Genomic DNA, 25,506 nt, shown 5'->3' with positions numbered 1-25,506 from the left:
TGAAAGCTTACTTCTCCTGATGTCTGCTGTAATTGAACAACGCTTTAAAGCACAGTTGCAGCAGATGCCCGAGCCCAAGCGCTGGTTAATCGGCCATAGCGGTGGGCTCGATTCACAGGTGCTTTTGCATCTGGCTAGCAAAATCCTGCCCCCTGATCGCCTTCTGGTTGTTCATATCAACCACCACCTGCAGCAACCGGCTGATAGTTGGGCTGCCTTCTCCCTATCGCAAGCTGAGCTGCTTGGGTTGAAGCATACCACTCTTGATGTCTACCCTAAGTCGGACTCAGAAGATGACGCGCGACGCGCACGCTATGCTGCCTTTGATTCGATCATGACCGGCGGCGATTGTTTGCTGTTGGCGCATCACGGTGATGATCAGGTAGAAACGTTGCTCTTTCGTTTGCTGCGTGGTGCTGGTCTGAAGGGATTGTCCGGTATTCCGAAACACCGTGATTTGGCGTCGGGTAAGTTGTACCGCCCACTCTTGGCGACGACCCGTCAGGAGCTTGAGGCGTATGCCGAGCAGCACGGTTTGCAGTGGGTCAGCGATCCTAGTAACCAATCGGACCTTTATGACCGTAACTTTTTGCGACTTAAGATTGTGCCGCTACTTGAACAGCGTTGGCCCGGCTTTCGTCAGCAAGGCTTGGCAACGGTAGAGCAACTTCGTGCATCACATCGGTTGCTGGACGAATACCTGGATCGGGATCTTGCCGCATTAATCGGCGCTATGGGGGAGTTGCAGATCGTACCTATGGCGGGATTCTCAGAGGAGCGGCAGCATCATCTGCTGCGGCGCTGGGTTGAGTTGGGTGGTGGTCTGTTGTTAAACAAGACACAGTTGTTGGAAATTCAGAAAACGCTGATTGCGGCCAGGGTTGATGCACAACCGCAGCTTAGGCTGGGAGATCTGGTGGTCCGTCGCTATCAGCAGGCACTTTACCTGACTGAACGTGAAACCCTCGAACCGCTCAACTTGAGTGAGTTGAGTCTTGGTGAGCATGTACTTGGGGATGGCTGTTTGTTGGTCGAGTCTGAAGAAACGGGGCTCAAAACACTGGACGGCATCTATCTTGAGCGCCGCAAGGGGGGCGAGCGTTGCCGCCCCGTTGGGCGAAGCGGAAGCTGTACAGTGAAAAAGCTGCTGCAGGAAGCAGGAATACCGCCTTGGTTAAAAGCCCATTGGCCGTTGTTAAAATCGGATGATGAAGTCGTCGCGGTGCCCGGGATCTGTGTTTGTGAAAATTGGGACACGAAAAACGGTGGTTTTAACGTATCGTGGCATAGCTTCGCATTGTCCCGCACGCGTTCGTTTGGTATCCTGTAGCCCCATCTTTGATAACGTTTTTCCCTCGTTTTAATCACGAATTACAGGTTCTGCATGACGCGATATATCTTCGTCACTGGCGGTGTTGTGTCCTCTTTGGGCAAAGGCATCGCATCTGCCTCTTTGGCTGCTATTCTGGAAGCCCGAGGTCTTAAAGTAACCATGCTGAAGCTGGATCCTTACATTAACGTAGATCCAGGCACAATGAGTCCATTTCAGCATGGTGAGGTGTTCGTTACGGAAGATGGAGCGGAAACGGACCTGGACTTGGGTCACTATGAACGTTTCATCCGTACCACCATGTCCAAGCGCAACAACTTCACGTCTGGTCGTATTTACCAGCACGTGCTGCGAAAAGAGCGCCGTGGTGACTACCTGGGTGGAACCGTACAGGTTATTCCTCACATCACCGACGAGATCAAACGTCGCGTGATCGAGGGGGCCGGCGATGCGGATGTCGCACTGGTCGAGATCGGTGGTACCGTCGGTGATATCGAATCCCTGCCGTTCCTGGAAGCTGTGCGTCAGCTGAAAGCCGAGCTGGGCTTCTCCCGTGCGATGTTCATGCACCTGACACTGGTGCCATACATTGCCACTGCCGGTGAAACCAAAACCAAGCCTTCTCAGCATTCTGTTAAAGAGCTGCGTTCCATCGGTATTCAGCCAGACATTCTGGTATGCCGTTCCGAACGCCCGCTGCCGGATTCTTCCCGTCGTAAACTGTCTTTGTTTACCAACGTTGAAGAGCGTGCAGTTATCTCCCTGCCGGATGCCGATACTATCTATAACATTCCTCAGATGCTGGCAGATCAGCACCTGGATGACATCGTGGTTGAGCGTTTCCACCTGGAATGCGCTGAACCCGACCTGCACGAATGGAACGCTGTTGCGGATGCACACCTGAACCCTGAGGGTGAAGTGACCATCGCAATGGTGGGTAAGTACATGGAACTGCTGGATGCCTACAAGTCCCTGATCGAAGCGATCAGCCATGCGGGTATCGCGCTGAAACGCAAAGTACGCATCGAGTACATCGACTCCGAGCGCGTTGAGCGTGAAGGCGTTGAGATCCTGAAAGACATGAGCGCGATCCTGGTGCCAGGTGGTTTCGGTGAGCGTGGCGTGGAAGGCAAGATCCAGGCGGTTAAGTATGCCCGTGAGAACAAGGTGCCTTACCTGGGGATCTGTCTGGGTATGCAGGTGGCGGTTATTGAATTTGCTCGTCACGTTGCAGGTATCGAAGGTGCAACCTCCTCTGAATTTAAAGCTGATGCAGAGCATCCGGTTATTGGTCTGATCACCGAGTGGACCACCTCTGAAGGTGATGTTGAAACGCGTGGTGAGCAGGACGATCTGGGCGGTACCATGCGTCTGGGCGCGCAGGTTTGCCATCTGGCGGAAGGATCTACCGCAGCAGCTGCATACGGCTCTACTGAAGTTACCGAGCGTCACCGTCACCGCTACGAAGTGAACAACAATTACGTAGCCAAGCTGGAAGAAGCGGGTCTGCGTATCTCCGGTCGCTCCGTTGACGGCGAGCTGGTAGAAGTGGTTGAAGTACCGGATCACCCATGGTTCGTTGCTTGTCAGTTCCACCCCGAATTCACTTCTACCCCGCGTGATGGCCACGGTCTGTTTACCGGCTTTATTAAAGCCGCGCTGGACCATCAGGCGAAGCAGTAAAAGATTTAATTAATTTCTGGAGTTAATCGAATGGCACAGATTGCTGATATCAAGGCGCGCGAAGTTCTGGATTCTCGCGGTAACCCAACTGTAGAAGCTGACGTAATCCTGGCGTCTGGTGTGGTAGGTTCTGCTTGCGCACCATCCGGCGCATCCACCGGCTCCCGCGAAGCGCTGGAACTGCGTGACGGTGACAAAAGCCGCTACCTGGGTAAGGGCGTACAGAAAGCAGTTGCGGCTGTAAATGGTGCTATTCGCGACGCTTTGGTTGGAATGGACGCGACTGATCAGCGTGCTCTGGATAACAAAATGCTGGAGCTGGACGGTACTGAAAACAAAGAGAAGCTGGGTGCGAACGCTATCCTGGCGGTTTCTCTGGCAGCGGCGAAAGCAGCAGCAACCGAAAAAGGTCTGCCGCTGTATGCGCACATCGCTGAGATCAACGGTACTGCGGGTCAGTTCTCTCTGCCTGTGCCAATGATGAACATCCTGAACGGTGGTGAACACGCGGATAACAACGTGGACATCCAGGAATTCATGGTTCAGCCGGTTAACTTCGACAAGTTCTCTGAAGGTCTGCGTTGCGGTGCAGAGATCTTCCACGCCCTGAAAGCGGTTCTGAAGGCGAAAGGCCTGAACACTGCAGTGGGTGACGAAGGTGGTTTCGCGCCTAACCTGGCGTCCAACGAAGAAGCGCTGGTTGTAATCAAAGAAGCAATCTCCAACGCGGGTTACGAGCTGGGTAAAGACGTAACACTGGCGCTGGACTGCGCGGCTTCCGAATTCTACAAAGATGGCAAGTACGACCTGGCAGGTGAAGGTAAAGTCTTTGACGCGGAAGGTTTCAGTGACTACCTGGCTAACCTGACCGAAAATTATCCGATCGTTTCCATCGAAGACGGTCTGGATGAGTCCGATTGGGATGGCTGGGCATACCTGACCAAGAAGATCGGTGACAAGGTTCAACTGGTAGGTGACGACCTGTTCGTAACCAACACCAAGATCCTGGCGCGTGGTATTGAGCAGAGTATCGGTAACTCCATCCTGATCAAGTTCAACCAGATCGGCTCCCTGTCCGAAACACTGGACGCGATCAAGATGGCAAAAGATGCAGGCTTTACCGCAGTGATCTCTCACCGCTCCGGTGAAACTGAAGACACCTTTATTGCAGATCTGGCTGTAGGTACAGCTGCAGGCCAGATTAAGACCGGTTCCCTGTGCCGTTCCGACCGTGTAGCTAAGTACAACCGCCTGCTGCGCATTGAGGAAGAGTTGGGTGCTGAGGCTGTTTACAACGGCTTGTCTGAAATTAAAGGTCAGGCTTAATTGTCTGAATCGTAAAAGATTAAAAGGGGGCGTTTAGCCCCCTTTTTTGACTTAAGACTATGATGTTTCGCTGGTTATTGATTACGCTTTTGGTTTTGTTGGCTGCGTTGCAGTACCGACTCTGGTTTGGTGAGGCAAACCTGCGCCAGGTATGGTCTCTGGAGCAGGAAATTGAGCAGCAACAGGCAGAAAATCAGGCGCTTAGCCAACGCAACAAACAGCTGGAAGCTGAAGTGCAGGATCTCAAAAATGGGTTATCTGCACTTGAGGAGCGCGCCCGCAGCGAACTGGGAATGATTCGTGAGGGCGAGACGTTTTTTCAACTGGTTGAACCTGGACGGAGTACACCCCAAGAGTGAGCAGTTTTCCCACCCAATACAGCTACCTGTACGGTAAACCCGAAGGCAGTGCGCTGATCCGCAGTTGTAACGAAGATTTCCAGGTTATTGAGCAGTTGGGATTTGAGCCCGAAGGCGAAGGTGAACACCTGTTTCTCTATATCCGTAAGACTGGTGAAAATACCGATTGGGTTGCCCGGCAGTTGGCGCGCTTTTGCCAGATCAGTCCACGCGATGTGGGCTATGCGGGCAAGAAGGACCGTCATGCGGTTACCGAACAGTGGTTTAGTGTGGCATTGCCGCAACATCGCGTGCTTAACTGGAACTTGTTTGGTGGTGATACCATTGAGGTCCTGAAAACGGTACGCCACCCGCGCAAGTTGCGCTTGGGGGCATTGCAGGGCAACCGCTTTCGCCTGTGCCTGCGGGATGTCAGTCATCCTGAAGAGCTGCTTGCCCGGTTGGAACTGATCAAGCAAGGTGTCCCTAACTACTTTGGGGAGCAGCGCTTTGGCCAGGATGGCGGTAACTTGCAGAAAGGTCTGGAGCTGCTGCGCGGTGAACGCAAAGAGCGTCAGCGCGCAAAGAAAGGGATGTATATATCAGCAGTTCGTTCTTGGTGCTTTAATCACCTGTTGTCCCAGCGTATTGATCAGAAATTGTGGGATACACTGCTGATTGGTGATGCGTTGATGCTGACTGGGTCGAAGAGTACCTTTGTTGCAGAAGTGATTGATCCGGAAACAGTGCAACGTCTTGCGGACGGTGATGTTAATCTGACCGGTGCCATGTGGGGGCGCGGAGAACCTTTGAATATTGCTGACTCCCGCCAATGGGAAGCTGAGCAGTTGCAGCCCTGGTCGGAAGTGTTGGAGCGGCTTGAGCACCTGGGATTGCGTCAGGAGCGACGATCTCTGCGTTTGCAGCCGTTGGGTCTTGAAGCTGAGGCCGAGTCTGAACGACAATGGTGGCTGCAATTTGAACTGCCATCGGGCGCTTTTGCAACAAGTGTATTGCGCGAGTTGGTCGAGGCTAAAACTGCGGAACAGAATACGGGCGAATGAAGGTACTAATCTCTAACGATGACGGTGTGTTTGCACCAGGTTTGGCAACACTGGCAAAAGTCCTGCGTCAGGACTGTGAGATTGAGGTGGTTGCCCCGGACCGCAACCGCAGTGGCGCCAGTAACTCACTGACGCTGGATCGGCCTTTAGAGGCCTTCCGTCATGAGAATGGTTTCGTTGGGGTGAATGGGACGCCAACGGACTGTGTTCATCTGGGTACCTCAGGAGTCTTCGATTTTGAACCGGATATTGTTGTCTCCGGTATCAATGCCGGGGCGAATATGGGGGATGATGTGCTGTACTCCGGTACTGTCGCGGCCGCAACCGAAGGGCGTCATCGTAAGTTTCCGCCGATTGCCGTATCTGTTGCAAACCATCATCCGCAGTACTTTGAAACGGCAGCGGAGATTGTCTGTCTGATGGTCGCGGGTATAGCAAAGGTGAACCTGGCACCACGTACTGTGTTGAATGTAAACGTGCCCGATCTGCCGATGGATCAGATTCAGGGCGTACATGTTACCCGCCTTGGGCACCGCAGCCTGGCGGATAAGCCCGTTAAGGTTAAAGATCCGCGGGGGTGCGAGCGTTACTGGATCGCAGGTGTCGGTGAAGTGCTTGATCGTGAGCCTGGAACCGACTTCTTCGCAATAGAACAGGGTTATGTATCGATTACACCGCTGCAGATCGACATGACTCAGTACGAAGCTATGGATAATTTGGGCAGTTGGCTTGAGGGCATTCTGTGACCCATCTAAACCTTGAAGGAATAGGCATGACCTCGCGCCGCACTCGCGACCGGCTGATTGCGCGGTTGCGTGAGCAGGGGGTTGAGGATGATCGCGTGCTGGATGTTGTGCGTGATACGCCGCGCCATATTTTTATCGATGAGGCGCTGTCGCACCGTGCCTATGAAGATACGGCATTGCCGATTGGCTTTAATCAAACCATCTCACAACCCTACAGTGTGGCCCGAATGACCGAGCTGTTGCTGGCAGAGGGGCCGCTGCATAATGTGCTGGAAGTGGGGACCGGTTCTGGTTATCAAACCGCGGTGCTGGCGCAGTTGGTCGATCAGGTATTCAGTGTCGAGCGCATTAAGCCGTTGCAGGATAAGGCACGCAAACGCCTGCAATTGCTGAAGTTGCGTAATGTGCAATTGATGCATAGTGACGGAGGTATGGGCTGGCCGGCAAAAGCCCCCTTTGATGGTATTCTGGTGACAGCGGCGCCGGAAGAGGTACCAGCAGAGCTGCTGGCCCAGCTGACTGTCGGTGGGCGTTTGATTATCCCGGTGGGCGCCCGTCAGCAGGAATTAAAGCTGATTGTGCGTACCGGTGAGGACAGCTTCGACACGCGTGTTGTCGAAGCAGCCAAGTTTGTACCTTTGCTAAGTGGAACTGTGCGTTAACAATGGATAACTGGGAAAACCAGCGCCGGGATTGGCGTGATTATCTGATTTTGTCCGGTAAAGGTGTGATGATGGGCGCTGCCGATGCGGTCCCTGGCGTATCCGGTGGCACGATCGCATTTATGACGGGGATCTACGAAGAGCTTATCGGCTCGCTTAAACGTTGTGGCCCCGAGGCGGTACAAGTCCTGTTTAAGGAGGGGATTGGTCCCACATGGCGGTATGTGAACGGCCCCTTCCTGCTCACCCTGTTGCTGGGGATCCTATTCAGCGTCACCACCTTTGCGCGCGGGGTGCTGTTCCTGCTGGCTAATTACCCTGAGATGCTCTGGTCCTTTTTCTTTGGCCTCATTCTGGCCTCCAGTTGGCTGGTGGCGCGGCAGATTGAAGATTGGCGGGGAAATGCATTTACGGCTTTTCTGACGGGTACGGTGCTGGCCTATATGGTGACCTCCATTGCTCCAGCTGCGGTAGAACCTACATCCTTGATGGTGTTCTTTTCCGGCATGATTGCCATCTGTGCAATGATTCTGCCGGGGATTTCAGGTAGTTTTATTCTACTGTTGCTGGGTATGTATGCGCCAATTCTCGGCGCTGTAAAGTCCATGGATATCCCGGTGCTAGCGTTGTTTGCCGTCGGTTGTGTGATTGGTTTGCTGAGCTTCTCACGGGTGTTGAACTGGATGTTTGCTTCCTACCGTGTAACCACGCTCGCGCTGCTGGGGGGCTTCATGCTGGGCTCGCTGAACAAGGTGTGGCCTTGGAAATACACCACAGCCTATACCATCAATCGGCATGGCGAAGAGGTGCCTCTGGTTCAGGAAAATATTCTTCCCGGCAGTTATGAAATCATGACCGGTCAGAACGCGTATCTCTCTATATCCTTGGCGCTGATGGTGCTCGGAGCGATCTTGGTCATTGTGCTGGCCCGTTCCGCAGGGACCAAGCCGAGTCAGGGGTGATGGGTGGTAAAGGGTGCAGTTTGGCTGATTTCCGCGCTTGTTGCGGTGTTGATCACCGGTTGCGCCGCTCCGCATAGTGTCCCGGTACAGGACCGATCGCGAACGAAGGTTGTACGCCAGGCGCCCTCTGTCTCCTCCTCATCTGTGTACGTCGTGCGTAAAGGCGACACGCTCTATTCAATCGCATTCCGCCACGGTCTTAGTTACCGCACGGTGGCGCGGCTAAACAATATCAGTGGCGATTACCAGATCTATCCAGGGCAACGCCTCGTATTGAAACCCAGCGCCCAAAAAATTGTCCGAGACAGTAGCGCACAAGCGAAAAGCACTTCAGCCAAGTCGTCGACTGTCAGCAAAACCGATAAAAAACCGGTAAAGAAGCAGATCAAGCCGCCGAAAACAGTTGAAAAGCGTACCAATTCAACTGCATCGGCCAACAGGCCTAAGAAGACGGCGTCCGCGGCAGGTCGAATTCATTGGCAGTGGCCAAGTAAAGGACGGTTGATCACGTCCTTCAAGACCAAGGGGCAAGTCAATAAAGGCTTAAACCTTGCAGGACGTAAAGGAGATCCTGTATTTGCGGCAGCGTCAGGAACAGTGGTCTATGCAGGAAACGGACTGTTGGGGTATGGTAATCTTATTATCATTGATCATAACCAGAATTTTTTAAGTGCATATGCGCATAACAGTCGCGTTCTGGTTAGAGAAAGTGATAAGGTTACAGCTGGTGATAAAATCGCCGAAATGGGGCGTAGCGGCGCAGAGCGCGTGATGCTTCATTTTGAAATCAGACGCGATGGTGTGCCGGTAAATCCGTTAAGATATCTGCCCAAAAAACAATAAGTTGTTTCCAGACTATAACTAGAATAGGGTGGCTTTTGATAAAGGACACCAAAGGGGTTGGCAATGGAAAAAGTAGATAAGGACTACGAGCAGAGTAACGCATCCAAAGACCTTGAGGTTGATGGTGGTACCGATGAGTCAACTGCTGACATTTCGGAAGATGTCGCTGAAGAAAGTGAGCAGGAAGACGAAGAAAAGGTTCCTGAGATCATTGCCAGTGGTCGTGGTCGGGGTAGCCTTGCTCATAACGATTTGCTTAACGCAAAGACTCTGGATGCAACGCAGCTTTACCTGAACGAAATCGGTTTCTCGCCGCTGCTTACAGCAGAGGAAGAGGTCTACTATTCACGCCGTGCACTGAAAGGTGATGAGGCTTCACGCCAGCGCATGATCGAAAGTAACCTGCGCCTGGTGGTTAAAATCGCTCGCCGTTACATCAATCGTGGGCTTACCCTTCTGGACCTGATCGAAGAAGGTAACCTGGGTCTTATTCGTGCGGTAGAGAAATTTGATCCGGAACGTGGTTTCCGATTCTCTACGTACGCAACCTGGTGGATCCGCCAGACCATCGAGCGTGCGATCATGAACCAGACGCGCACGATCCGTTTGCCTATTCATGTTGTTAAGGAGCTGAACGTATATCTGCGTGCGGCCCGCGAGCTGGCTCAAAAACTGGACCATGAGCCATCTGCGGAAGAGATCGCAGAGCTGGTTAACAAGCCGGTTGAAAACGTTGAGCGTATGCTGGGACTGAACGAGCGTGTAAGTTCCGTGGATACGCCGATGGGGCAGGATTCCGACAAGTCGCTGTTGGATACCATCCCTGATCAGGACAGTTCCGATCCGGAAACCCTGTTGCAGAAAACCAACATCAGCGGCAACCTCGACAAATGGCTGACCATGCTACCTGAGAAGCACTCTGAAGTATTGGCTCGCCGGTTTGGCCTGCGTGGTTACGAGATGAGTACACTGGAAGAGGTGGGTAGCGAGATTGGCCTGACGCGTGAGCGTGTTCGTCAGATTCAGGTTGAAGCGCTACGCAAGCTGCGAGAGATCGTTGAGAAAAACGGTCTGAGTGGTGAGGACCTGCTGCAGTAAGGTCGAAATTGCCAGAAGCGCTGATTAAAACTCCTTCAAGCCCCGGTGAGAGAGATCTCATCGGGGTTTTTAGTTTATGACGTGGTTACTTCTCTAGCAGGTGGCGCTTTTCTTTCACGTCCTTCCATTCATCGGCGTCCGGTGGTGCATCTTTTACCTGATAAATATTTGGCCAGCGCTCGGCCATCTCCTCGTTGATCTGAAGAAAGTCCAACTGATCCTCGGGTAGTTCATCCTCATGCATGATGGCTTTGACCGGGCATTCCGGTTCGCACAGGCCGCAGTCTATGCACTCATCCGGGTGAATAACCAGCATGTTGGGGCCTTCGTAGAAACAATCCACTGGGCAGACGTCAACGCAGTCGGTGTACTTGCAGCGGATACAGCTCTCCGTGACAACATATGTCATGGGGTAGGCCTCGATTGGGGTGTTGGTTGCAGTATAGAAGAGGTTTAAACAGGGCGACGCAGGTGTCGCCCTGTGGATAAATGCCGGATTAGCTAAGTTTTTGTTTCAGCTGGTAAAGAAGCTCAAGTGCCTGACGTGGTGTCAGATCATCGAGGGAGACAGCTTCAAGTTCGGTGACCACTGGGTGTGGTGCACTATTAAACATATCGTTTTGCATCGGAGGCGGCGGTGGCGGCGTGCTGACCGTCATGGTTTGAGGATTGCCGCTGGCATCCTGTTCCAGGTGCACCAGTTTCTCGCGCGCATACTGGATAACGTTTTGTGGAACCCCGGCCAGCTGTGCCACTTGCAGTCCGTAACTCTGACTGGCGGGTCCTTCCTGAACTTCATGCATAAACACGATGTGGTCGTTATGTTCCACAGCGGTCAGGTGCACGTTGTGTACGCCGGGAAGTTGGTCGGGCAGGGTGGTGAGCTCAAAGTAGTGGGTGGCAAAAAGGGTAAAGGCTTTTACTTGCTGTGCCAGGTATTCTGCACAGGACCAGGCCAGGGAGAGGCCGTCAAAGGTACTGGTGCCACGGCCGACCTCATCCATCAGGACAAGGCTGCGCTCGGTGGCGTTATGCAGGATGTTGGCGGTTTCCGTCATCTCAACCATGAAGGTGGAGCGGCCGCCAGCAAGGTCATCGGAGGAACCCATGCGAGTAAAGATACGATCGACTATCCCGATGGTTGCACTGTCTGCAGGCACGTAGCTACCAATGTGCGCCAGCAAAGTGATTAGCGCAGCCTGGCGCATGTAGGTGGATTTACCACCCATGTTTGGACCGGTAATGATCAGCATGTGGCGGGACTCGTCCAGCGCCAGCTGATTGGAGACAAAAGGTTCGTCCAGCACGCTTTCCACGACTGGGTGGCGGCCGCCCTGGATCTGCAGTTGCGCTTCTTCGGTCAATACCGGCGCACAGTAATTCAGGGTGTCGGCACGTTCCGTCAGGTTGCTCAGTACGTCCAGTTCAGATAGGGCTGCTGCACTGTCCTGCAGGGCTGGCAGTTGCTCTGCAATAGTCTCCACCAGGGTTTCGTAAAGCGCTTTTTCTCGTGCCAGGGCACGGCTCTTGGCGGACAGCGCCTTGTCTTCAAACTCTTTCAGCTCTGGGGTAATAAAGCGTTCCGCATTCTTAAGGGTCTGGCGGCGGATGTATTCAGCAGGTGCCTGATCGGAGTTAGCGCGGCCAATTTCGATGTAATAACCGTGCACGCGGTTGTAGCCGACCTTGAGTGTGGCGATGCCCGTACGTTCGCGCTCACGGGTTTCCAGATCCATCAGGTAGTTGCCGGCGTTTTCGGACAGGCCGCGCAGTTCGTCAAGTTCTGCATCGTAGCCTTCGGCAATCACGCCCCCGTCTCGCACCACGACCGGTGGGTTTTCGGTCACCGCACGTTGCAGCAGCTCGGCCAGCTGTGGGAACTCGCTGATCATCGTCGCCAGCTCTTGGCTACGGACCGAATCGGTGTGGGATAACACGATCTGAAGTTCCGGCAGGATTGCCAGCGAGTTCTTGAGGCGTTCCAGGTCTCGCGGACGGGCAGAGCGCAGGGCGATGCGTGCCAGAATACGCTCGAGGTCACCAATATGACGCAGTAAGCTCTGGAGGGTTTCAAAGCGGTACTGCTCGCGTTGCCAGCGGATAACATCCTGACGGGCCAGCAAAACAGAACGATTGCGCAGCGGGCGGTTCAGCCAGCGGCGCAGCAGGCGGCTACCCATCGGGGTTTTGCAGCGATCCAGCACCGATGCGAGTGTATTGTCCTTACCACCGCTGAGGTTGATATCCAGTTCCAGGTTTTTGCGGGTGGCGGCATCCAGCACCACGCTGTCGCTGCGGGTTTCCACCTGGATGCGCCGGATGTGGGGCAGCTCGGTGCGCTGGGTTTCCTTGGCGTATTGCAGCAGGCAACCCGCGGCGCAGATAGCAATTTCCAGATGATCGCAGCCAAAGCCGCCCAGGTCCTGCACGCTGAACTGTTTACACAGGAGGCGTAGAGCGGTTTCCTCTTCGAAATGCCACGGTGCTTGAGGACGCAATCCACGCTTGTCGGCCAGCAGGAGCCCAAGTGATCCCTCTTCGCTGAACAGGAGTTCGGACGGACGCAGGCGTTCTATCTCGCTCAATAACGGTTCTTCACCTTCAACCTCCAGCAGGCTGAAGCGGCCGGAGCTGATATCTACAATGGCAAGGCCGTATTTGTCCTGTTGTTGGTGTACCGCTACCAGCAGGTTATCGCTTTGTTCGTCCAGCAGCGCTTCATCACTGACGGTGCCCGGCGTTACGATACGGGCGACTGCACGCTCAACAGGTCCTTTACTGGTGGCCGGATCGCCCACCTGTTCGCAGATCACTACGGATTCACCAGCGCGAACGATTTTGGCCACATAGCCTTCTGCGGCGTGGTAAGGGATGCCAGCCATTGGGATCGGCTCGCCGGCTGATTTGCCGCGGGCGGTCAGGGAGATATCGAGCAGTTGTGCCGCTTTTTTAGCGTCGTCGTAGAAGAGCTCATAGAAGTCCCCCATGCGGTAGAAAACCAGTTGGTCCGGATGCTGCGCTTTTATGCGCAGATACTGCTGCATCATTGGGGTATGATTTTTAAACGCGGGAGATTGGCTTGTCATAATCAGGCTAAAATCAGTGGTCTTGAATCGGCTAATCGGTCGATTGTACGTGAATTAAAAAGGGATGCGTAGCGGAGGTAATATGCAGAGTTCTATCGCGGAAAAAGTGGCCAGACTGGCGGATGCTTTGCAACAGCGTGGCTGGACGGTGACAGCGGCTGAATCCTGTACGGGGGGGGCTGTGGCGATGAATCTGACGGAGTTGGCGGGCTCCTCGGCCTGGTTTAACGGTAGCTTTGTGACCTACAGCAACGAATTAAAGGAAAAGATGCTTGGAGTAGCCCCGGAAACATTGCTGACATATGGGGCGGTATCTGAGCAGGTTGTTGATGAAATGTGCGAAGGGGCGCGCGTAAAAGCAGGTGCTGATCTCGCAATTGCCATTAGCGGCATCGCCGGGCCAGGTGGTGGTAGTACAGAAAAGCCTGTGGGGACTGTGTGTTTTGGTGTCGCTGTGGAGGGTGAGCCTGCAGTTACCGAAACCCGTTTGTTTAAAGGAGACCGTCATCAGGTACGTGAGCAGGCAGTAGATTATGCCTTGGCAATGTTGTTGGATAAATTGAACTGAAGTCGCTTGCATTCCGAAAAAGTTGTGAAATAATACTGTCCAAACATACAGTATTTTTTTCAACGCAACGGGTTAGGTTGAAGATGGACGCAAATCGTAAAAAGGCGCTTGATGCTGCGCTTTCTCAGATTGAAAGACAGTTTGGTAAAGGTGCAGTGATGCGTATGGGTGAGCAGCCGCGTGAGGCGATCCCAGCTGTTTCCACTGGCTCTCTGACACTGGATATCGCACTGGGTATTGGTGGTCTGCCATACGGCCGTATCGTTGAGATCTACGGTCCGGAATCTTCCGGTAAAACCACGTTGACGCTGCAGGTTATCGCGGAAGCGCAGAAGCAGGGTAAAACCTGTGCCTTTGTCGATGCGGAACACGCGCTTGACCCAATCTATGCTGAGAAGCTCGGCGTTGATGTTGATGGTCTGCTGGTGTCCCAGCCGGATACCGGTGAACAGGCACTGGAAATTACCGACATGCTGGTACGTTCCAACGCGGTAGACGTGATTATCGTTGACTCCGTAGCGGCGCTGACACCTAAGGCTGAGATCGAAGGTGATATGGGTGATTCCCACGTGGGTCTGCAGGCGCGTTTGATGTCTCAGGCACTGCGTAAGCTGACCGGTAGCGTGAAACAGGCGAACTGTCTGCTGGTGTTCATCAACCAGATCCGTATGAAGATTGGTGTGATGTTCGGTAACCCGGAAACCACAACCGGTGGTAACGCGCTGAAATTCTACTCCTCTGTCCGTCTGGATATTCGCCGTACCGGTGCGATCAAGCAGGGCGACGAAGTGGTCGGTAACGAAACCCGCGTTAAGGTTGTGAAGAACAAAGTATCGCCACCGTTCAAGCAGGCAGAGTTCCAGATCATGTACGGCCAGGGTATTTACCACATGGGTGAAGTGATCGATCTGGGGGTTAAGCAGGGCCTGATCGACAAGTCCGGTGCATGGTATGCCTATCAGGGCAACAAGATCGGTCAGGGTAAGGCGAATGCTGCCAACTATCTGGAAGAGCATCCAGAAGTGGCGCAAGAGATCGAGTCCGAGATTCGCAACCAGTTGCTGACGTCTGCACCGGTGGCGAAAGAGGAAGAAAAAGAGTCCAGTGAACAGCTGGATCTGAACTGATCCTTGTGGGGAACATAGCTCCACTTATCTTTTGCAAAGGCCTCGTATGAGGCCTTTTCTGTTTATGGCGCATTTCATTGGGAGGCACTATGGAAGATAAACAACAGGAGATAAAAAACGCTGTGTTGCGTTTGCTGGCACGGCGTGAATACTGCCGCCAGGAGCTGGAGCAGAAGTATGCCCGCAAATATGCGTCAAATGACGTGGAGCAGGTGCTGGATGAGATGGAGGAGGCCGGTTATCTCAGTGACGAGCGGTTTGTTGAGGTATTTGTACGCAACAAAATCTCCCAATGCTATGGGCTGATGCGCATCAGCTTTGACCTGAAGCAGAAAAAGATTCCGGAGCATTTGCTGCACAAGGCGCTGGACGAGCTGGAGCCGGACTGGTTTGAGTTGGCGCGAGAAGCCTGGGGGCGCCGTTTCCGCGAGCCTCCTGCCGGTGACTACAAGGTATTTGGTAAACAGATGCGTTATCTATTGCAGCGAGGATTCTCTATGGATGAGGCGAGGGCTGCTATCGATTACAACGGTGAAAATGACGAGTAAGTCGTCATTATTACCTTCCCACAAGACATTCTCTCTTTTTCTTCCTTCCATTGCGCTGCCACGGGCGTTGGCTAAGGGGTTGGGCGCTGCTGGGCGTTCAAAAATAGTCGTACAATTTTCACTCACGTTATATACTGTTCCGCCATTTTTGGTGAGTGGGCAAGTCCTGTATGCAGCAATTTAACACTGCTGCTTTATTATCTAGTTGCCCAAACAGAACGGACACGCATACGGTTTCCCTATGAAATACATGACAAGCGCTGAAATTCGCCAGGCTTTCCTGGACTACTTTGCACAGAACGGCCATCAGGTTGTATCCAGCAGCCCGTTGATCCCTGGAAACGATCCGACGCTGATGTTTACCAACGCCGGTATGGTTCAGTTTAAGGATGTTTTCCTGGGTGATGAGAAGCGTGCCTACACCCGAGCGACCACCTCACAGCGCTGTGTACGTGCGGGCGGTAAGCACAACGACCTGGAAAACGTAGGTTACACCGCGCGTCACCACACGTTCTTCGAAATGCTGGGTAACTTCTCCTTCGGTGACTACTTCAAGCGCGAAGCGATCGGTTTTGCCTGGGGCTTTCTGACTGAAACACTGGGTCTGCCAAAAGAGCGCCTCTGGATTACCGTGCACCACTCTGATGACGAAGCAGAGAAGATCTGGAAAGAGGAGATCGGTGTCGATCCTGAGCGCTTCTCTAAATTGGATGAAGATAACTTCTGGTCCATGGGCGATACCGGTCCGTGTGGCCCATGTACCGAAATTTTCTTTGACCACGGTGAAGAGGTTGCGGGTGGTCCTCCGGGTAGTCCAGATGAAGACGGCGACCGTTACATTGAGATCTGGAACGTTGTATTCATGCAGTACAACCGTTCTGCAGACGGCGAGATGACACCACTGCCGAAACCGTCTGTAGATACGGGAATGGGTCTGGAGCGTATAGCTGCCGTAATGCAGAACGTGCATTCCAACTACGAAATCGACCTGTTCCAGAACCTGCTGAAAGCAACGGCTGCGGCGGTTGGTTCCAGCGATATGGATAACAAGTCCCTGCGCGTTATCGCAGACCACATCCGTTCCTGCTCCTTCCTGATTACCGACGGTGTGCTACCGTCCAATGAAGGCCGTGGTTATGTTCTGCGTCGTATCATTCGTCGTGCGATCCGTCACGGCAACAAGCTGGGTGCAAAAGGTCCATTCTTCAACCAGTTGGTGGCTGCGCTGGTGGCCGAGATGGGTGAAGCATACCCAGAGCTGGTTAAAGCTCAGGATCAGATCGAACGTGTGCTGCTGAAAGAAGAGCAGCAGTTCGCGAAGACGCTGGACAACGGCATGAGCCTGTTGAAAGAAGCGATGGATAACCTGGAAGGTAAAGTTATCTCCGGCGACACCGTATTCAAACTGTATGACACCTACGGTTTCCCGGTTGACCTGACAGCAGACGTTGCTCGTGAAAACGAACTGACCATCGATATGGAAGGTTTCGAGGCAGCGATGGAGGCACAACGCGAGCGCGCCCGTGCATCCGGTACCTTCAGCGTTGATTACAACGACAAGCTGGACCTGGAGGGCGAAACCCAGTTCAACGGTTACGACGCACTGGAAGATTCCTCTAAGGTTATTGCCCTGTTTAAAGAGGGTGAAGCGGTTAATCAACTGTCCGCCGGTGAGTCCGGTGTGGTGGTTCTGGAAAACACCGCATTTTACGCTGAGTCCGGTGGTCAGGTCGGCGATACCGGTGTGCTGCGTTGGGATCGCGGTCAGTTCGACGTTACCAACTGCACCAAAGAATCCAAGAACCACCTGCACCACGGTCAGGTATCTGAAGGTGTGCTGAAGGTCGGTGATACTGTTGCCGGTGAAGTAAATAAGGCGAAGCGTCAGGCGACTGCGCTGAACCACTCCGCGACCCACCTGCTGCATGAGGCGTTGCGTATTGTTCTCGGTGACCACGTGCAGCAGAAAGGTTCCCTGAACGACCCTGAACGTCTGCGTTTCGACTTCTCCCACTTTGAAGCGGTCACTGGTGAGCAGTTGCAGCAGGTAGAAGCGATCGTCAACGAACAGATCCGCCTGAACAGTGAAACCGTTACCGAGATCATGCCGATTGAGGAGGCGAAGTCTAAAGGTGCGGCAGCCCTGTTTGGCGAGAAGTACGACGACGTTGTGCGTGTACTGTCTATGGGTGGCAAATTTTCCGTGGAGCTGTGTGGTGGTACCCACGTTAAGCGTAGCGGTGATATCGGCCTGTTTAAGATCACTTCTGAAGGCGGTATTTCCGCCGGTGTACGTCGTATCGAAGCGGTGACAGGTGAAGCAGCGGCAGCTTGGGCCGATGAGGCTGACCGTAAGCTGGCGCAGATCTCTGCGCTACTGAAAGGCTCCCGTGAGAATGTTGTGGATAAAGTTGAAGATCTGGCTGAGCGTAACCGTCAGCTGGAGAAAGAGCTGGCACAGCTGAAATCTAAACTGGCTGCAGCACAGGGTTCCGACCTGTTAAGCAATGCGGTTGACGTTAAAGGCGCTAAGGTTCTGGCCGCTAAGCTGGACGGTGTTGAGCCGAAGGCACTGCGCGATACCATCGATCAGCTGAAGAATAAGCTGGGCAACGGTGTTGTTGTATTGGCGACCGAGGCTGACGGCAAGATCAGCCTCGCTGCGGGTGTAACCAAGGACCTGAGTAAGCAGGTTAAGGCCGGTGATCTGGTGCGTGAGCTGACAGCTAAGCTGGGCGGTAAAGGTGGCGGTCGTCCTGACTTTGCTCAGGGTGGTGGTACCGACGTCGCTGCACTGCCTGCAGCGCTCGAATCTGTAAGCGGATTGGTGGACGCTGCTCTGTGAGCAGCTGACCGGCTACAGGCAGACGCCTGAGAGGAAACGTACACTATGGCACTCTATGTACAAAAGTACGGCGGTACCTCGGTAGGTAGCGTCGAGCGCATCGAGGCGGTCGCCGATAAAGTGGCCCGTTTTCGAGCGGAAGGACACGACATCGTCGTGGTGGTGTCCGCAATGAGTGGTGAGACCAACCGTCTGATCGGTCTGGCAAAAGATATTCAGGAAACACCTAACCCGCGTGAGATGGATGTGTTGGTGTCTACCGGCGAGCAGGTGACGATCGCCCTGCTCAGTATGGCATTGAGCAAGCGTGGTATTGCGGCGCGTTCCTACACCGGTAGTCAGGTTAAGATCCTGACTGACAGTGCGCACACCAAAGCGCGAATCCAGGACATTGAAGTGGAATCCATGCGCGATGACCTCAATGCTGGACGTGTGGTTGTGGTTGCCGGCTTCCAGGGGATCGACGGTAACGGCAATATCACCACGTTGGGGCGCGGTGGTTCCGATACGACGGGGGTCGCGCTGGCAGCAGCGCTGCGTGCGGATGAATGTCAGATCTACACCGATGTAGATGGCGTATACACCACGGACCCGCGTGTAGTGGATGCCGCGCAACGTTTGGACAAGATCACCTTTGAAGAGATGTTGGAGATGGCCAGTCTGGGTTCAAAGGTGTTGCAGATTCGTGCCGTCGAATTTGCTGGTAAGTACAAGGTGCCCCTCAGGGTGCTGTCCAGTTTTCAGGACGGCCCGGGAACCCTGATTAGCATAGAGGATGAAGATACTGTGGAAAAACCAGTTATCTCTGGCATCGCATTTAACCGTGACGAAGCCAAACTGACTGTCGTGGGTGTGCCGGATGTGCCGGGCGTCGCCTCGCGCATTCTGGGGCCTGTCAGCCGTGAGAATATCGAAGTGGACATCATCGTCCAGAACGTTGCGGCTGATAAGACAACCGATTTTACCTTTACCGTGCACCGTAACGACTATCAGGCGGCTGAGGCTGTGTTGCAGAAAGTGGCAGCAGAGCTGGGCGCGCGGGAAGTGGTCGGTGACAGTAAGATCGCAAAAGTTTCGATTGTTGGTGTGGGCATGCGTTCGCATGCGGGTGTCGCCAGCAAAATGTTTGATGCCCTGGCAGCGGAAAACATCAATATTCAGATGATCTCGACGTCCGAGATTAAAGTATCCGTGGTAATCGCGGAGAAATATCTGGAGCTTGCAGTCCGCGCTTTGCACTCTACCTTTGATCTGGATAAGGCGGATGTTGTAAGCGAATAAGATGTTGCTGGTCTATATTTAGATGCAGCAACTCCTCTACTAGGTGTTCGTGTGGCAAGGAGTTGGACGAGATGTCACTCGAATTCCTATCAGGACTCGTACCCGGAGCCCTGAGAAACAGGATGATTTAAGGAGATTCTACACATGTTAATTCTTACCCGTCGCGTCGGCGAAACCCTCATGGTTGGTGACGAAGTTACCGTTACTGTTCTCGGTGTTAAAGGCAACCAGGTTCGCATTGGTGTGAATGCACCTAAGGATGTATCCGTTCATCGCGAAGAAATCTATCAGCGCATCCAGCGCGAAAAAGCCGATGAAGGAAACAAAGAATAATTTTTTCAAAAAAAGCTTTCCTTTTAAAAATCAGCAAGGTATAGTTCGCGCCGTTGTTTAGGTGAGCTGGCCGAGTGGCTGAAGGCGCGCCCCTGCTAAGGGCGTATACCGCAAGGTATCGAGGGTTCGAATCCCTCGCTCACCGCCATTTGCGCCCGTAGCTCAGCTGGATAGAGTACCTGGCTACGAACCAGGCGGTCAGAGGTTCGAATCCTCTCGGGCGCGCCACTTAAAACAACACACTTTAGGGTATGCGCCCGTAGCTCAGCTGGATAGAGTACCTGGCTACGAACCAGGCGGTCAGAGGTTCGAATCCTCTCGGGCGCGCCACCTTAAAGATCAGCACAATGTAATTTACTAAGTGCACACTGCGCGCCCGTAGCTCAGCTGGATAGAGTACCTGGCTACGAACCAGGCGGTCAGAGGTTCGAATCCTCTCGGGCGCGCCACTCCTCTTCTGTATTCCCCTGCTCGAACACTTTATAATCCCGCATCTGATTTTTTACCTCGTTGGGCATTACATCGATGAAGTTCATTGCGAAACTCTTTCCTGAGATCACCATTAAAAGCCGTCCTGTCCGTAAGCGGATGATTCAACGGCTGCAATCCAATATTCACAATATCCTGAAGCGCACCAGTGAAGAGATTCGTGTGCAGGGCTTCTGGGATAAGGTCGAGATTTCTCTGGATGACAACAGTGCAGAGATGCGTGATCTGATCATCGACGAACTGAAACGTACGCCGGGCGTTGCGCACTTCATCGAAGTACAGGAGTTCCCGCTGGGCGACTTCGACAATGTCTTCCAGCTGACGCGTGACGCCTATGCAGATCGTATCAAAGGCAAAACCTTCAAGGTGCGTGTTAAGCGTTCCGGTACGCATGACTTTAAATCCCCTGAGTTGGAGCGGTACGTCGGTGGTGGCCTGCGTGAGCACACCGAAGCAGCGGGCGTTGATGTCCACAACCCTGACGTTTGGGTGGATCTGGAGATCAAAGACCAGAAGCTGTTTATCGTTCAGGAAACCTTTAAAGGTTTGGGTGGCTACCCGCTGGGCAGTCAACAAGAAGTACTGTCACTGATCTCCGGCGGCTTTGATTCCGTGGTTGCCAGTTATATGACCATGCGTCGCGGCTGCAAAACGCATTTCCTGTTTTTTAACCTCGGCGGCGCGGCTCACGAGATTGGTGTGAAACAGGTCGCGCTATACCTGTGGCAGAAGTTCGGGTCCTCTTCTCGCGTGAAGTTTGTCACCGTGCCGTTTGAGGAGGTTGTCGGTGAGATTCTGCAGAGCGTGCATCACTCGCACATGGGGGTGGTGCTCAAGCGTATGATGATGCGTGCCGGTGAGCAGGTTGCCAATCGCATGAAGATCGAGGCGCTGGTTACGGGCGAGAGTATCGCGCAGGTGTCCAGCCAGACCCTGCCCAACCTGGCGTTGATTGACGCGGCGACGGATAAGTTGGTGGTGCGTCCACTGGTTGTGATGGATAAGCAGGACATTATCGATGTGGCGATGGATATCGGTACCTACGATTTCGCCAAATGCATGCCGGAGTACTGCGGTGTGATCTCTGACCGTCCGACTACACACGCCAAGATCGATCGCGTGGAGGAAGAGGAAGCCAACTTCGACGATGAGGTGTTGGAGAAGGCACTGCAGGCGGCTCAGATTATCTCTATCCATGACATTGTCGAAGATGTGAATAGTCACGCGAAAGTTGAGGCGCTAAGCAAGGTGTCTGAAAACCAGGTGATTATTGATATCCGTGCGCCACATGAGCAGGAGAAGAAGCCGCTTAATATGCCAGGCTGTGAAGTGTTGGCAATTCCATTCTATAGCCTGGGTTCTAAAGTTGAATCCCTGGCCTCCGACAAAGAATACCTGTTGTATTGTGAGAAGGGTGTGATGAGTCAAATGCACGCCCAGCAGCTACAGGACAGCGGTTACCAGAATATTAAGGTGTTCCGCCCGGTTGTGCAGTAATGGTGCAGGCCGAAGGGTATCTCCTTTTACAACTTGTGGACAAAGGTCAAGATTTTTCCAGAAAATGTCGCTAATGCGCTGAAAAGTTGCGATCTTTTGTCTACAATGGCCCCCCGTTTTGGTTGCCTGCATTATACTTTTCGGGTTTAATTGTGGTCCATTTGCAACCAGTTTAAGCGCTGTTTGTAGGGCCTCCGGGATGATCTTTCGGAGGGAAAAATAACCTGCATAGCGTGGGTTTCGTTAAACAAAGGAGCACCCTTAGATGGATAACCTCGTCTCAGAAGGCCTCAACCTGATGGTCTTCGGTATGGGATTCGTAGCTGTTTTCCTGACGCTGCTGGTTTTCGCCGTTAGTGTGATGACCAAAGTGCTTGCCAAAGTTGCGCCTGAACAGCCGCCTAAGCCGGCAAAGGCGAAAGCAAAAGCAGCTCCTGCTGCTGGCGCAAGCAACAATGACGAGCTGATCGCAGTTATGACCGCTGCGGTTCACAAACACCGTTCAAACTAATAAGAGCGGCTTAATAAAGAATAACCTGCATTAATCGACAGAAGGCCATTACCCATGTCCGACGCAAAGAAACCTCTTGGCATTACCGATGTAGTACTACGTGACGCCCATCAGTCTCTGTTTGCTACTCGTATGCGAGTTGAAGACATGCTGCCGATCGCGGAAAAGCTGGATAAAGTAGGCTACTGGTCCCTCGAAAGTTGGGGCGGTGCGACTTTTGACTCCTGCATCCGTTTTATCGGTGAAGACCCGTGGGAGCGTATTCGTCTGCTGAAACAGGCGATGCCAAACACCAAACAGCAGATGCTGCTGCGTGGTCAGAACCTGCTGGGTTACCGTCACTACGCTGATGACGTTGTAAACAAGTTCTGTGAACGTGCTGCAACCAACGGTGTTGACGTTTTCCGTATCTTCGACGCAATGAATGACCCGCGAAACCTGGAAACTGCAATCAAAGCAGTGAAGGGTACCGGTAAGCACGCCCAGGGTACTATCTCTTACACCAAGAGCCCTGTACACACCAATGATACCTGGGTTGCATACGCAAAAACCCTGGAAGATATGGGCGCTGACTCCATCGTAATTAAGGACATGTCCGGTATCCTGACGCCTTACGATGGCTTCGACCTGATCTCCCGTCTGAAAGCTCAGACCGACCTGGAAGTTCAGCTGCATGCACACGCGACTTCCGGCTTGTCTGACATGACTATCCTGAAGGCGGTAGAAGCGGGTATCGACCGCGTTGACACTGCAATCTCCTCCATGTCTATGACTTACGGCCACACTGCAACTGAGTCTGTAGTGGCTGCGCTGGCTGGCACCGATCGTGACACCGGCCTGGATCTGCTGGCACTGGAAGAGATCGCGGCTTACTTCCGTGAAGTACGTAAGAAATATGCGAAGTTTGAAGGTTCTCTGCGTGGTACAGACTCCCGCATCCTGGTTGCCCAGGTGCCAGGTGGGATGCTGACCAACATGGAAAACCAGTTGCGCGAACAGAACGCATCCGACAAGTTCGATGACGTACTGGCTGAGATCCCACGTGTGCGTGAAGATCTGGGTATGATCCCACTGGTAACGCCAACATCTCAGATCGTGGGTACCCAAGCGGTAATCAACGTTCTGATGGGCGAGCGCTACAAAACTATCTCTAAAGAAGTTCAGGGTGTTCTGAAAGGTGAGTACGGTGCTGCTCCTGCGCCATACAACGCCGAGCTGCAGGCGCGTGTACTGGACGGTGGTGAAGCGATCACCTGTCGTCCGGCAGACCTGCTGGAACCAGAACTGGACAAACTGGTAGAGGAACTGAAGGGTCTGGCTTCCGAGAAAGGTATCAGCCTGACCACTGGTGAGAACGAGATTGACGACGTTCTGACTTATGCCCTGTTCCCACAGGTAGGTCTGAAATTCCTTGAAAACCGCGGTAATCCTGACGCATTTGAACCGGCACCGACACTAGAGGACGCACAAGCAATGGCTGCACCTAAGAAATCCGGACCAGAAGTTTACACCATCACTGTTAACGGCCAGAACTACGTAGTACAGGTAGCAGAGGGTGGCGATATCACCGCTGTTGCTCCTGCTGCGGCACCAGCGGCTGCGCCGGCTGCAGCGCCAGCAGGTGACGCAGAATCTGTTCCAGCACCGCTGGCGGGTAATATCTGGAAAGTTCAGGTATCTGCAGGTCAGGCAGTACAGGAAGGCGATGTTCTTGTGATCCTGGAAGCGATGAAGATGGAAACTGAAGTCCGTGCAGCACGCGCTGGTACAGTCGTTTCTGTTGATGTTAAAGAAGGCGATGCTATACAGGTTGGCGATAGCCTGCTGACACTGGCGTAAGGGTTACGAATACATGGAAAAGCTAATCGAACTGCTGACAGCCTCCGGCATATATAACATTTCCGGTGGTCAGTTCGTAATGATTCTGGTCGGTCTGTTACTTCTGTTTCTGGCTATCCGGAAGAATTTCGAACCGCTGCTGCTCGTTCCGATCGGTTTTGGCGGTATCATGGCAAACATTCCTGAAGCGGGGCTTGCGTACTCTGCAGTGGAAAACGCCGTGCACTTTGCTAAACCTGAAGTAATGCAGACACTGGCACAGGCTCTGTCTATCACCAGCACCGACCCTCACGACCTTCTGCATGCCTATCATAATGCGACGGCCGCTGCACACACGGATGCGGTTAATGCAGCCTTGGATGGTGGGTATGGCAACGGTATGCTGTACAACTTCTACACCGTTGCGATTGCTTCAGGCGCGGCACCTCTACTCATCTTTATGGGTGTTGGTGCGATGACCGACTTTGGTCCTCTGTTGGCAAACCCTAAGACATTGTTCCTGGGGGCCGCTGCTCAGTTTGGCATCTTCGCTACTGTACTTGGTGCTGTAGGTCTGTCCGCTATTGGCGTGATGGATTTCAACATCCAGGAAGCAGCGGCGATCGGTATCATTGGTGGTGCTGACGGTCCAACTGCGATCTATGTGACCAGCTTGCTGGCGCCTCATCTGTTGGGGGCGATTGCAGTGGCGGCATACTCATACATGGCGCTTGTTCCGCTGATTCAGCCGCCTATTATGAAGGCGTTGACCACCGATGCTGAGCGTAAGATCGCAATGCATCAGCTGCGTCATGTACCTAAGGTTGAGAAGATCATGTTCCCAATCGTGTTGTTGATTCTGGTTGCTCTGTTGCTGCCAGATGCGGCGCCACTGCTGGGTATGTTCTGCTTCGGTAACCTGATGCGTGAGTGTGGTGTGGTGGATCGTCTGAGCGATACTGCTCAGAATGCACTGATCAACATCGTAACCATCTTCCTTGGTTTGTCAGTCGGTTCCAAGCTGTCCGCTGACAAGTTCCTGGATATGCAGACTTTGGGTATCCTGTTGCTGGGTGTTGTTGCGTTTGGTATTGGTACAGCGTGTGGTGTACTGATGGCGAAACTGATGAACAAGCTGGCTGGTGGTAATTCCATCAACCCGCTGATCGGTTCTGCTGGTGTATCCGCGGTACCTATGGCGGCGCGTGTGTCCAACAAGATTGGTCTTGAAGCAAATGCTCAGAACTTCCTGTTGATGCATGCAATGGGTCCAAACGTTGCCGGTGTTATTGGCTCCGCAGTTGCTGCAGGTGTAATGATCAAGTTTGTAAGCTGATCTTTCCGACGCATC

The 25,506-nt window shown here is 53.3% G+C and carries 22 protein-coding genes and 4 tRNA genes; 24 read left to right on the top strand and 2 right to left on the bottom strand.

Annotated elements, in window-relative coordinates; all coding sequences use genetic code 11:
- Positions 1-19: 19 nt before the first annotated feature.
- The 10 genes from tilS (at position 20) to rpoS (ending at position 10,052) form a co-directional block, all read left to right on the top strand.
- Entirely contained in the window at positions 20-1,330 is a 1,311-nt protein-coding gene (gene tilS, locus QKW35_RS01060) for a tRNA lysidine(34) synthetase TilS (RefSeq protein WP_282350223.1), read from the top strand.
- Positions 1,331-1,384: 54 nt separating this feature from the next.
- Positions 1,385-3,013, top strand: a complete 1,629-nt coding sequence (gene pyrG, locus QKW35_RS01055) for a CTP synthase (protein ID WP_282350221.1) — start codon at positions 1,385-1,387, stop codon at positions 3,011-3,013.
- A gap of 30 nt (positions 3,014-3,043) precedes the next feature.
- Positions 3,044-4,339 carry a phosphopyruvate hydratase gene (gene eno, locus QKW35_RS01050; RefSeq protein ID WP_282350219.1) on the top strand — a complete coding sequence of 432 codons (1,296 nt, stop codon included), beginning with the start codon at positions 3,044-3,046 and terminating at the stop codon, positions 4,337-4,339.
- 59 nt (positions 4,340-4,398) lie between these two features.
- Positions 4,399-4,698 (top strand): cell division protein FtsB, encoded by a 300-nt coding sequence (gene ftsB / locus QKW35_RS01045; RefSeq protein WP_425607981.1) that lies wholly within the window; start codon positions 4,399-4,401, stop codon positions 4,696-4,698.
- Complete coding sequence (gene truD, locus QKW35_RS01040) at positions 4,695-5,741, top strand: tRNA pseudouridine(13) synthase TruD (RefSeq protein WP_282350218.1); 1,047 nt, start codon at positions 4,695-4,697, stop codon at positions 5,739-5,741. The genes ftsB and truD overlap by 4 nt, the downstream gene beginning before the upstream one ends.
- Positions 5,738-6,487: a 5'/3'-nucleotidase SurE gene (gene surE / locus QKW35_RS01035; RefSeq protein WP_282350217.1), complete on the top strand. Its 750-nt coding sequence runs from the start codon at positions 5,738-5,740 to the stop codon at positions 6,485-6,487. Before truD ends, surE begins: the two co-directional genes overlap by 4 nt.
- A gap of 26 nt (positions 6,488-6,513) precedes the next feature.
- Entirely contained in the window at positions 6,514-7,149 is a 636-nt protein-coding gene (locus QKW35_RS01030) for a protein-L-isoaspartate(D-aspartate) O-methyltransferase (RefSeq protein WP_282350216.1), read from the top strand.
- Between the two features lie 2 nt (positions 7,150-7,151).
- Entirely contained in the window at positions 7,152-8,111 is a 960-nt protein-coding gene (locus QKW35_RS01025; protein WP_282350215.1) for a polyprenyl-phosphate transporter, read from the top strand.
- Between the two features lie 3 nt (positions 8,112-8,114).
- A complete protein-coding gene (locus QKW35_RS01020; protein ID WP_282350214.1) occupies positions 8,115-8,954 on the top strand; it encodes a peptidoglycan DD-metalloendopeptidase family protein in 840 nt (279 codons plus the stop codon).
- Between the two features lie 63 nt (positions 8,955-9,017).
- A complete protein-coding gene (rpoS, locus tag QKW35_RS01015) occupies positions 9,018-10,052 on the top strand; it encodes an RNA polymerase sigma factor RpoS (protein ID WP_282350213.1) in 1,035 nt (344 codons plus the stop codon).
- An 85-nt stretch (positions 10,053-10,137) separates the two neighbouring features.
- Here the strand turns inward: rpoS and fdxA are convergent, their stop codons facing one another.
- Entirely contained in the window at positions 10,138-10,461 is a 324-nt protein-coding gene (gene fdxA / locus QKW35_RS01010) for a ferredoxin FdxA (protein ID WP_282350212.1), read from the bottom strand.
- An 88-nt stretch (positions 10,462-10,549) separates the two neighbouring features.
- Positions 10,550-13,099, bottom strand: coding sequence for a DNA mismatch repair protein MutS (gene mutS, locus QKW35_RS01005; protein ID WP_425607980.1), 2,550 nt, complete (start codon positions 13,097-13,099; stop codon positions 10,550-10,552).
- Positions 13,100-13,220: 121 nt separating this feature from the next.
- On the opposite strand from mutS, the gene QKW35_RS01000 reads away from it, so the two are divergent.
- The 14 genes from QKW35_RS01000 to QKW35_RS00935 all read left to right on the top strand — a co-directional run bounded on the left by QKW35_RS01000 (position 13,221) and on the right by QKW35_RS00935 (position 25,491).
- Positions 13,221-13,706, top strand: a complete 486-nt coding sequence (locus tag QKW35_RS01000) for a CinA family protein (protein WP_282350209.1) — start codon at positions 13,221-13,223, stop codon at positions 13,704-13,706.
- Positions 13,707-13,789: 83 nt separating this feature from the next.
- On the top strand, positions 13,790-14,833 hold the full coding sequence (gene recA / locus QKW35_RS00995) for a recombinase RecA (protein WP_282350207.1): 1,044 nt from the start codon (positions 13,790-13,792) through the stop codon (positions 14,831-14,833).
- An 89-nt stretch (positions 14,834-14,922) separates the two neighbouring features.
- On the top strand, positions 14,923-15,381 hold the full coding sequence (locus QKW35_RS00990) for a regulatory protein RecX (protein ID WP_282350206.1): 459 nt from the start codon (positions 14,923-14,925) through the stop codon (positions 15,379-15,381).
- A 250-nt stretch (positions 15,382-15,631) separates the two neighbouring features.
- A complete protein-coding gene (alaS, locus tag QKW35_RS00985; RefSeq protein ID WP_282350396.1) occupies positions 15,632-18,226 on the top strand; it encodes an alanine--tRNA ligase in 2,595 nt (864 codons plus the stop codon).
- A gap of 45 nt (positions 18,227-18,271) precedes the next feature.
- Positions 18,272-19,507, top strand: a complete 1,236-nt coding sequence (locus QKW35_RS00980; protein ID WP_282350205.1) for an aspartate kinase — start codon at positions 18,272-18,274, stop codon at positions 19,505-19,507.
- A 144-nt stretch (positions 19,508-19,651) separates the two neighbouring features.
- On the top strand, positions 19,652-19,840 hold the full coding sequence (gene csrA / locus QKW35_RS00975) for a carbon storage regulator CsrA (RefSeq protein WP_193951617.1): 189 nt from the start codon (positions 19,652-19,654) through the stop codon (positions 19,838-19,840).
- Positions 19,841-19,900: 60 nt separating this feature from the next.
- A tRNA-Ser gene (locus QKW35_RS00970) sits at positions 19,901-19,988 on the top strand.
- Positions 19,989-19,991: 3 nt separating this feature from the next.
- Positions 19,992-20,068: transfer RNA gene (locus QKW35_RS00965), tRNA-Arg, on the top strand.
- A gap of 25 nt (positions 20,069-20,093) precedes the next feature.
- A tRNA-Arg gene (locus QKW35_RS00960) sits at positions 20,094-20,170 on the top strand.
- 42 nt (positions 20,171-20,212) lie between these two features.
- Positions 20,213-20,289, top strand: a tRNA-Arg gene (locus QKW35_RS00955).
- Between the two features lie 76 nt (positions 20,290-20,365).
- Positions 20,366-21,826, top strand: coding sequence for a tRNA uracil 4-sulfurtransferase ThiI (gene thiI / locus QKW35_RS00950; RefSeq protein WP_282350203.1), 1,461 nt, complete (start codon positions 20,366-20,368; stop codon positions 21,824-21,826).
- Positions 21,827-22,091: 265 nt separating this feature from the next.
- Positions 22,092-22,337, top strand: coding sequence for an OadG family protein (locus QKW35_RS00945; RefSeq protein ID WP_282350201.1), 246 nt, complete (start codon positions 22,092-22,094; stop codon positions 22,335-22,337).
- Between the two features lie 54 nt (positions 22,338-22,391).
- A complete protein-coding gene (gene oadA / locus QKW35_RS00940) occupies positions 22,392-24,176 on the top strand; it encodes a sodium-extruding oxaloacetate decarboxylase subunit alpha (protein ID WP_282350200.1) in 1,785 nt (594 codons plus the stop codon).
- Positions 24,177-24,189: 13 nt separating this feature from the next.
- Complete coding sequence (locus QKW35_RS00935; RefSeq protein ID WP_282350198.1) at positions 24,190-25,491, top strand: sodium ion-translocating decarboxylase subunit beta; 1,302 nt, start codon at positions 24,190-24,192, stop codon at positions 25,489-25,491.
- Positions 25,492-25,506: the final 15 nt, after the last annotated feature.

This window comes from Pontibacterium granulatum, from assembly GCF_029961155.1.
GTDB lineage: Bacteria > Pseudomonadota > Gammaproteobacteria > Pseudomonadales > Balneatricaceae > Pontibacterium > Pontibacterium granulatum.
Note: the sequence above shows the minus strand (reverse complement) of the source record. Positions and strands in the feature narration are given on the sequence as shown.

What these genes read in the sequence shown, in the direction of transcription:
- tilS (WP_282350223.1), top strand. Translation starts at nt 20, where the DNA reads ATGTCTGCTGTAATTGAACAACGCTTTAAAGCACAGTTGCAGCAGATG.
- pyrG (WP_282350221.1), top strand. Translation starts at nt 1,385, where the DNA reads ATGACGCGATATATCTTCGTCACTGGCGGTGTTGTGTCCTCTTTGGGC.
- eno (WP_282350219.1), top strand. Translation starts at nt 3,044, where the DNA reads ATGGCACAGATTGCTGATATCAAGGCGCGCGAAGTTCTGGATTCTCGC.
- ftsB (WP_425607981.1), top strand. Translation starts at nt 4,399, where the DNA reads ATGATGTTTCGCTGGTTATTGATTACGCTTTTGGTTTTGTTGGCTGCG.
- surE (WP_282350217.1), top strand. Translation starts at nt 5,738, where the DNA reads ATGAAGGTACTAATCTCTAACGATGACGGTGTGTTTGCACCAGGTTTG.
- QKW35_RS01030 (WP_282350216.1), top strand. Translation starts at nt 6,514, where the DNA reads ATGACCTCGCGCCGCACTCGCGACCGGCTGATTGCGCGGTTGCGTGAG.
- QKW35_RS01025 (WP_282350215.1), top strand. Translation starts at nt 7,152, where the DNA reads ATGGATAACTGGGAAAACCAGCGCCGGGATTGGCGTGATTATCTGATT.
- rpoS (WP_282350213.1), top strand. Translation starts at nt 9,018, where the DNA reads ATGGAAAAAGTAGATAAGGACTACGAGCAGAGTAACGCATCCAAAGAC.
- fdxA (WP_282350212.1), bottom strand. Translation starts at nt 10,461, where the DNA reads ATGACATATGTTGTCACGGAGAGCTGTATCCGCTGCAAGTACACCGAC.
- mutS (WP_425607980.1), bottom strand. Translation starts at nt 13,099, where the DNA reads ATGATGCAGCAGTATCTGCGCATAAAAGCGCAGCATCCGGACCAACTG.
- QKW35_RS01000 (WP_282350209.1), top strand. Translation starts at nt 13,221, where the DNA reads ATGCAGAGTTCTATCGCGGAAAAAGTGGCCAGACTGGCGGATGCTTTG.
- recA (WP_282350207.1), top strand. Translation starts at nt 13,790, where the DNA reads ATGGACGCAAATCGTAAAAAGGCGCTTGATGCTGCGCTTTCTCAGATT.
- QKW35_RS00990 (WP_282350206.1), top strand. Translation starts at nt 14,923, where the DNA reads ATGGAAGATAAACAACAGGAGATAAAAAACGCTGTGTTGCGTTTGCTG.
- alaS (WP_282350396.1), top strand. Translation starts at nt 15,632, where the DNA reads ATGACAAGCGCTGAAATTCGCCAGGCTTTCCTGGACTACTTTGCACAG.
- QKW35_RS00980 (WP_282350205.1), top strand. Translation starts at nt 18,272, where the DNA reads ATGGCACTCTATGTACAAAAGTACGGCGGTACCTCGGTAGGTAGCGTC.
- csrA (WP_193951617.1), top strand. Translation starts at nt 19,652, where the DNA reads ATGTTAATTCTTACCCGTCGCGTCGGCGAAACCCTCATGGTTGGTGAC.
- thiI (WP_282350203.1), top strand. Translation starts at nt 20,366, where the DNA reads ATGAAGTTCATTGCGAAACTCTTTCCTGAGATCACCATTAAAAGCCGT.
- QKW35_RS00945 (WP_282350201.1), top strand. Translation starts at nt 22,092, where the DNA reads ATGGATAACCTCGTCTCAGAAGGCCTCAACCTGATGGTCTTCGGTATG.
- oadA (WP_282350200.1), top strand. Translation starts at nt 22,392, where the DNA reads ATGTCCGACGCAAAGAAACCTCTTGGCATTACCGATGTAGTACTACGT.
- QKW35_RS00935 (WP_282350198.1), top strand. Translation starts at nt 24,190, where the DNA reads ATGGAAAAGCTAATCGAACTGCTGACAGCCTCCGGCATATATAACATT.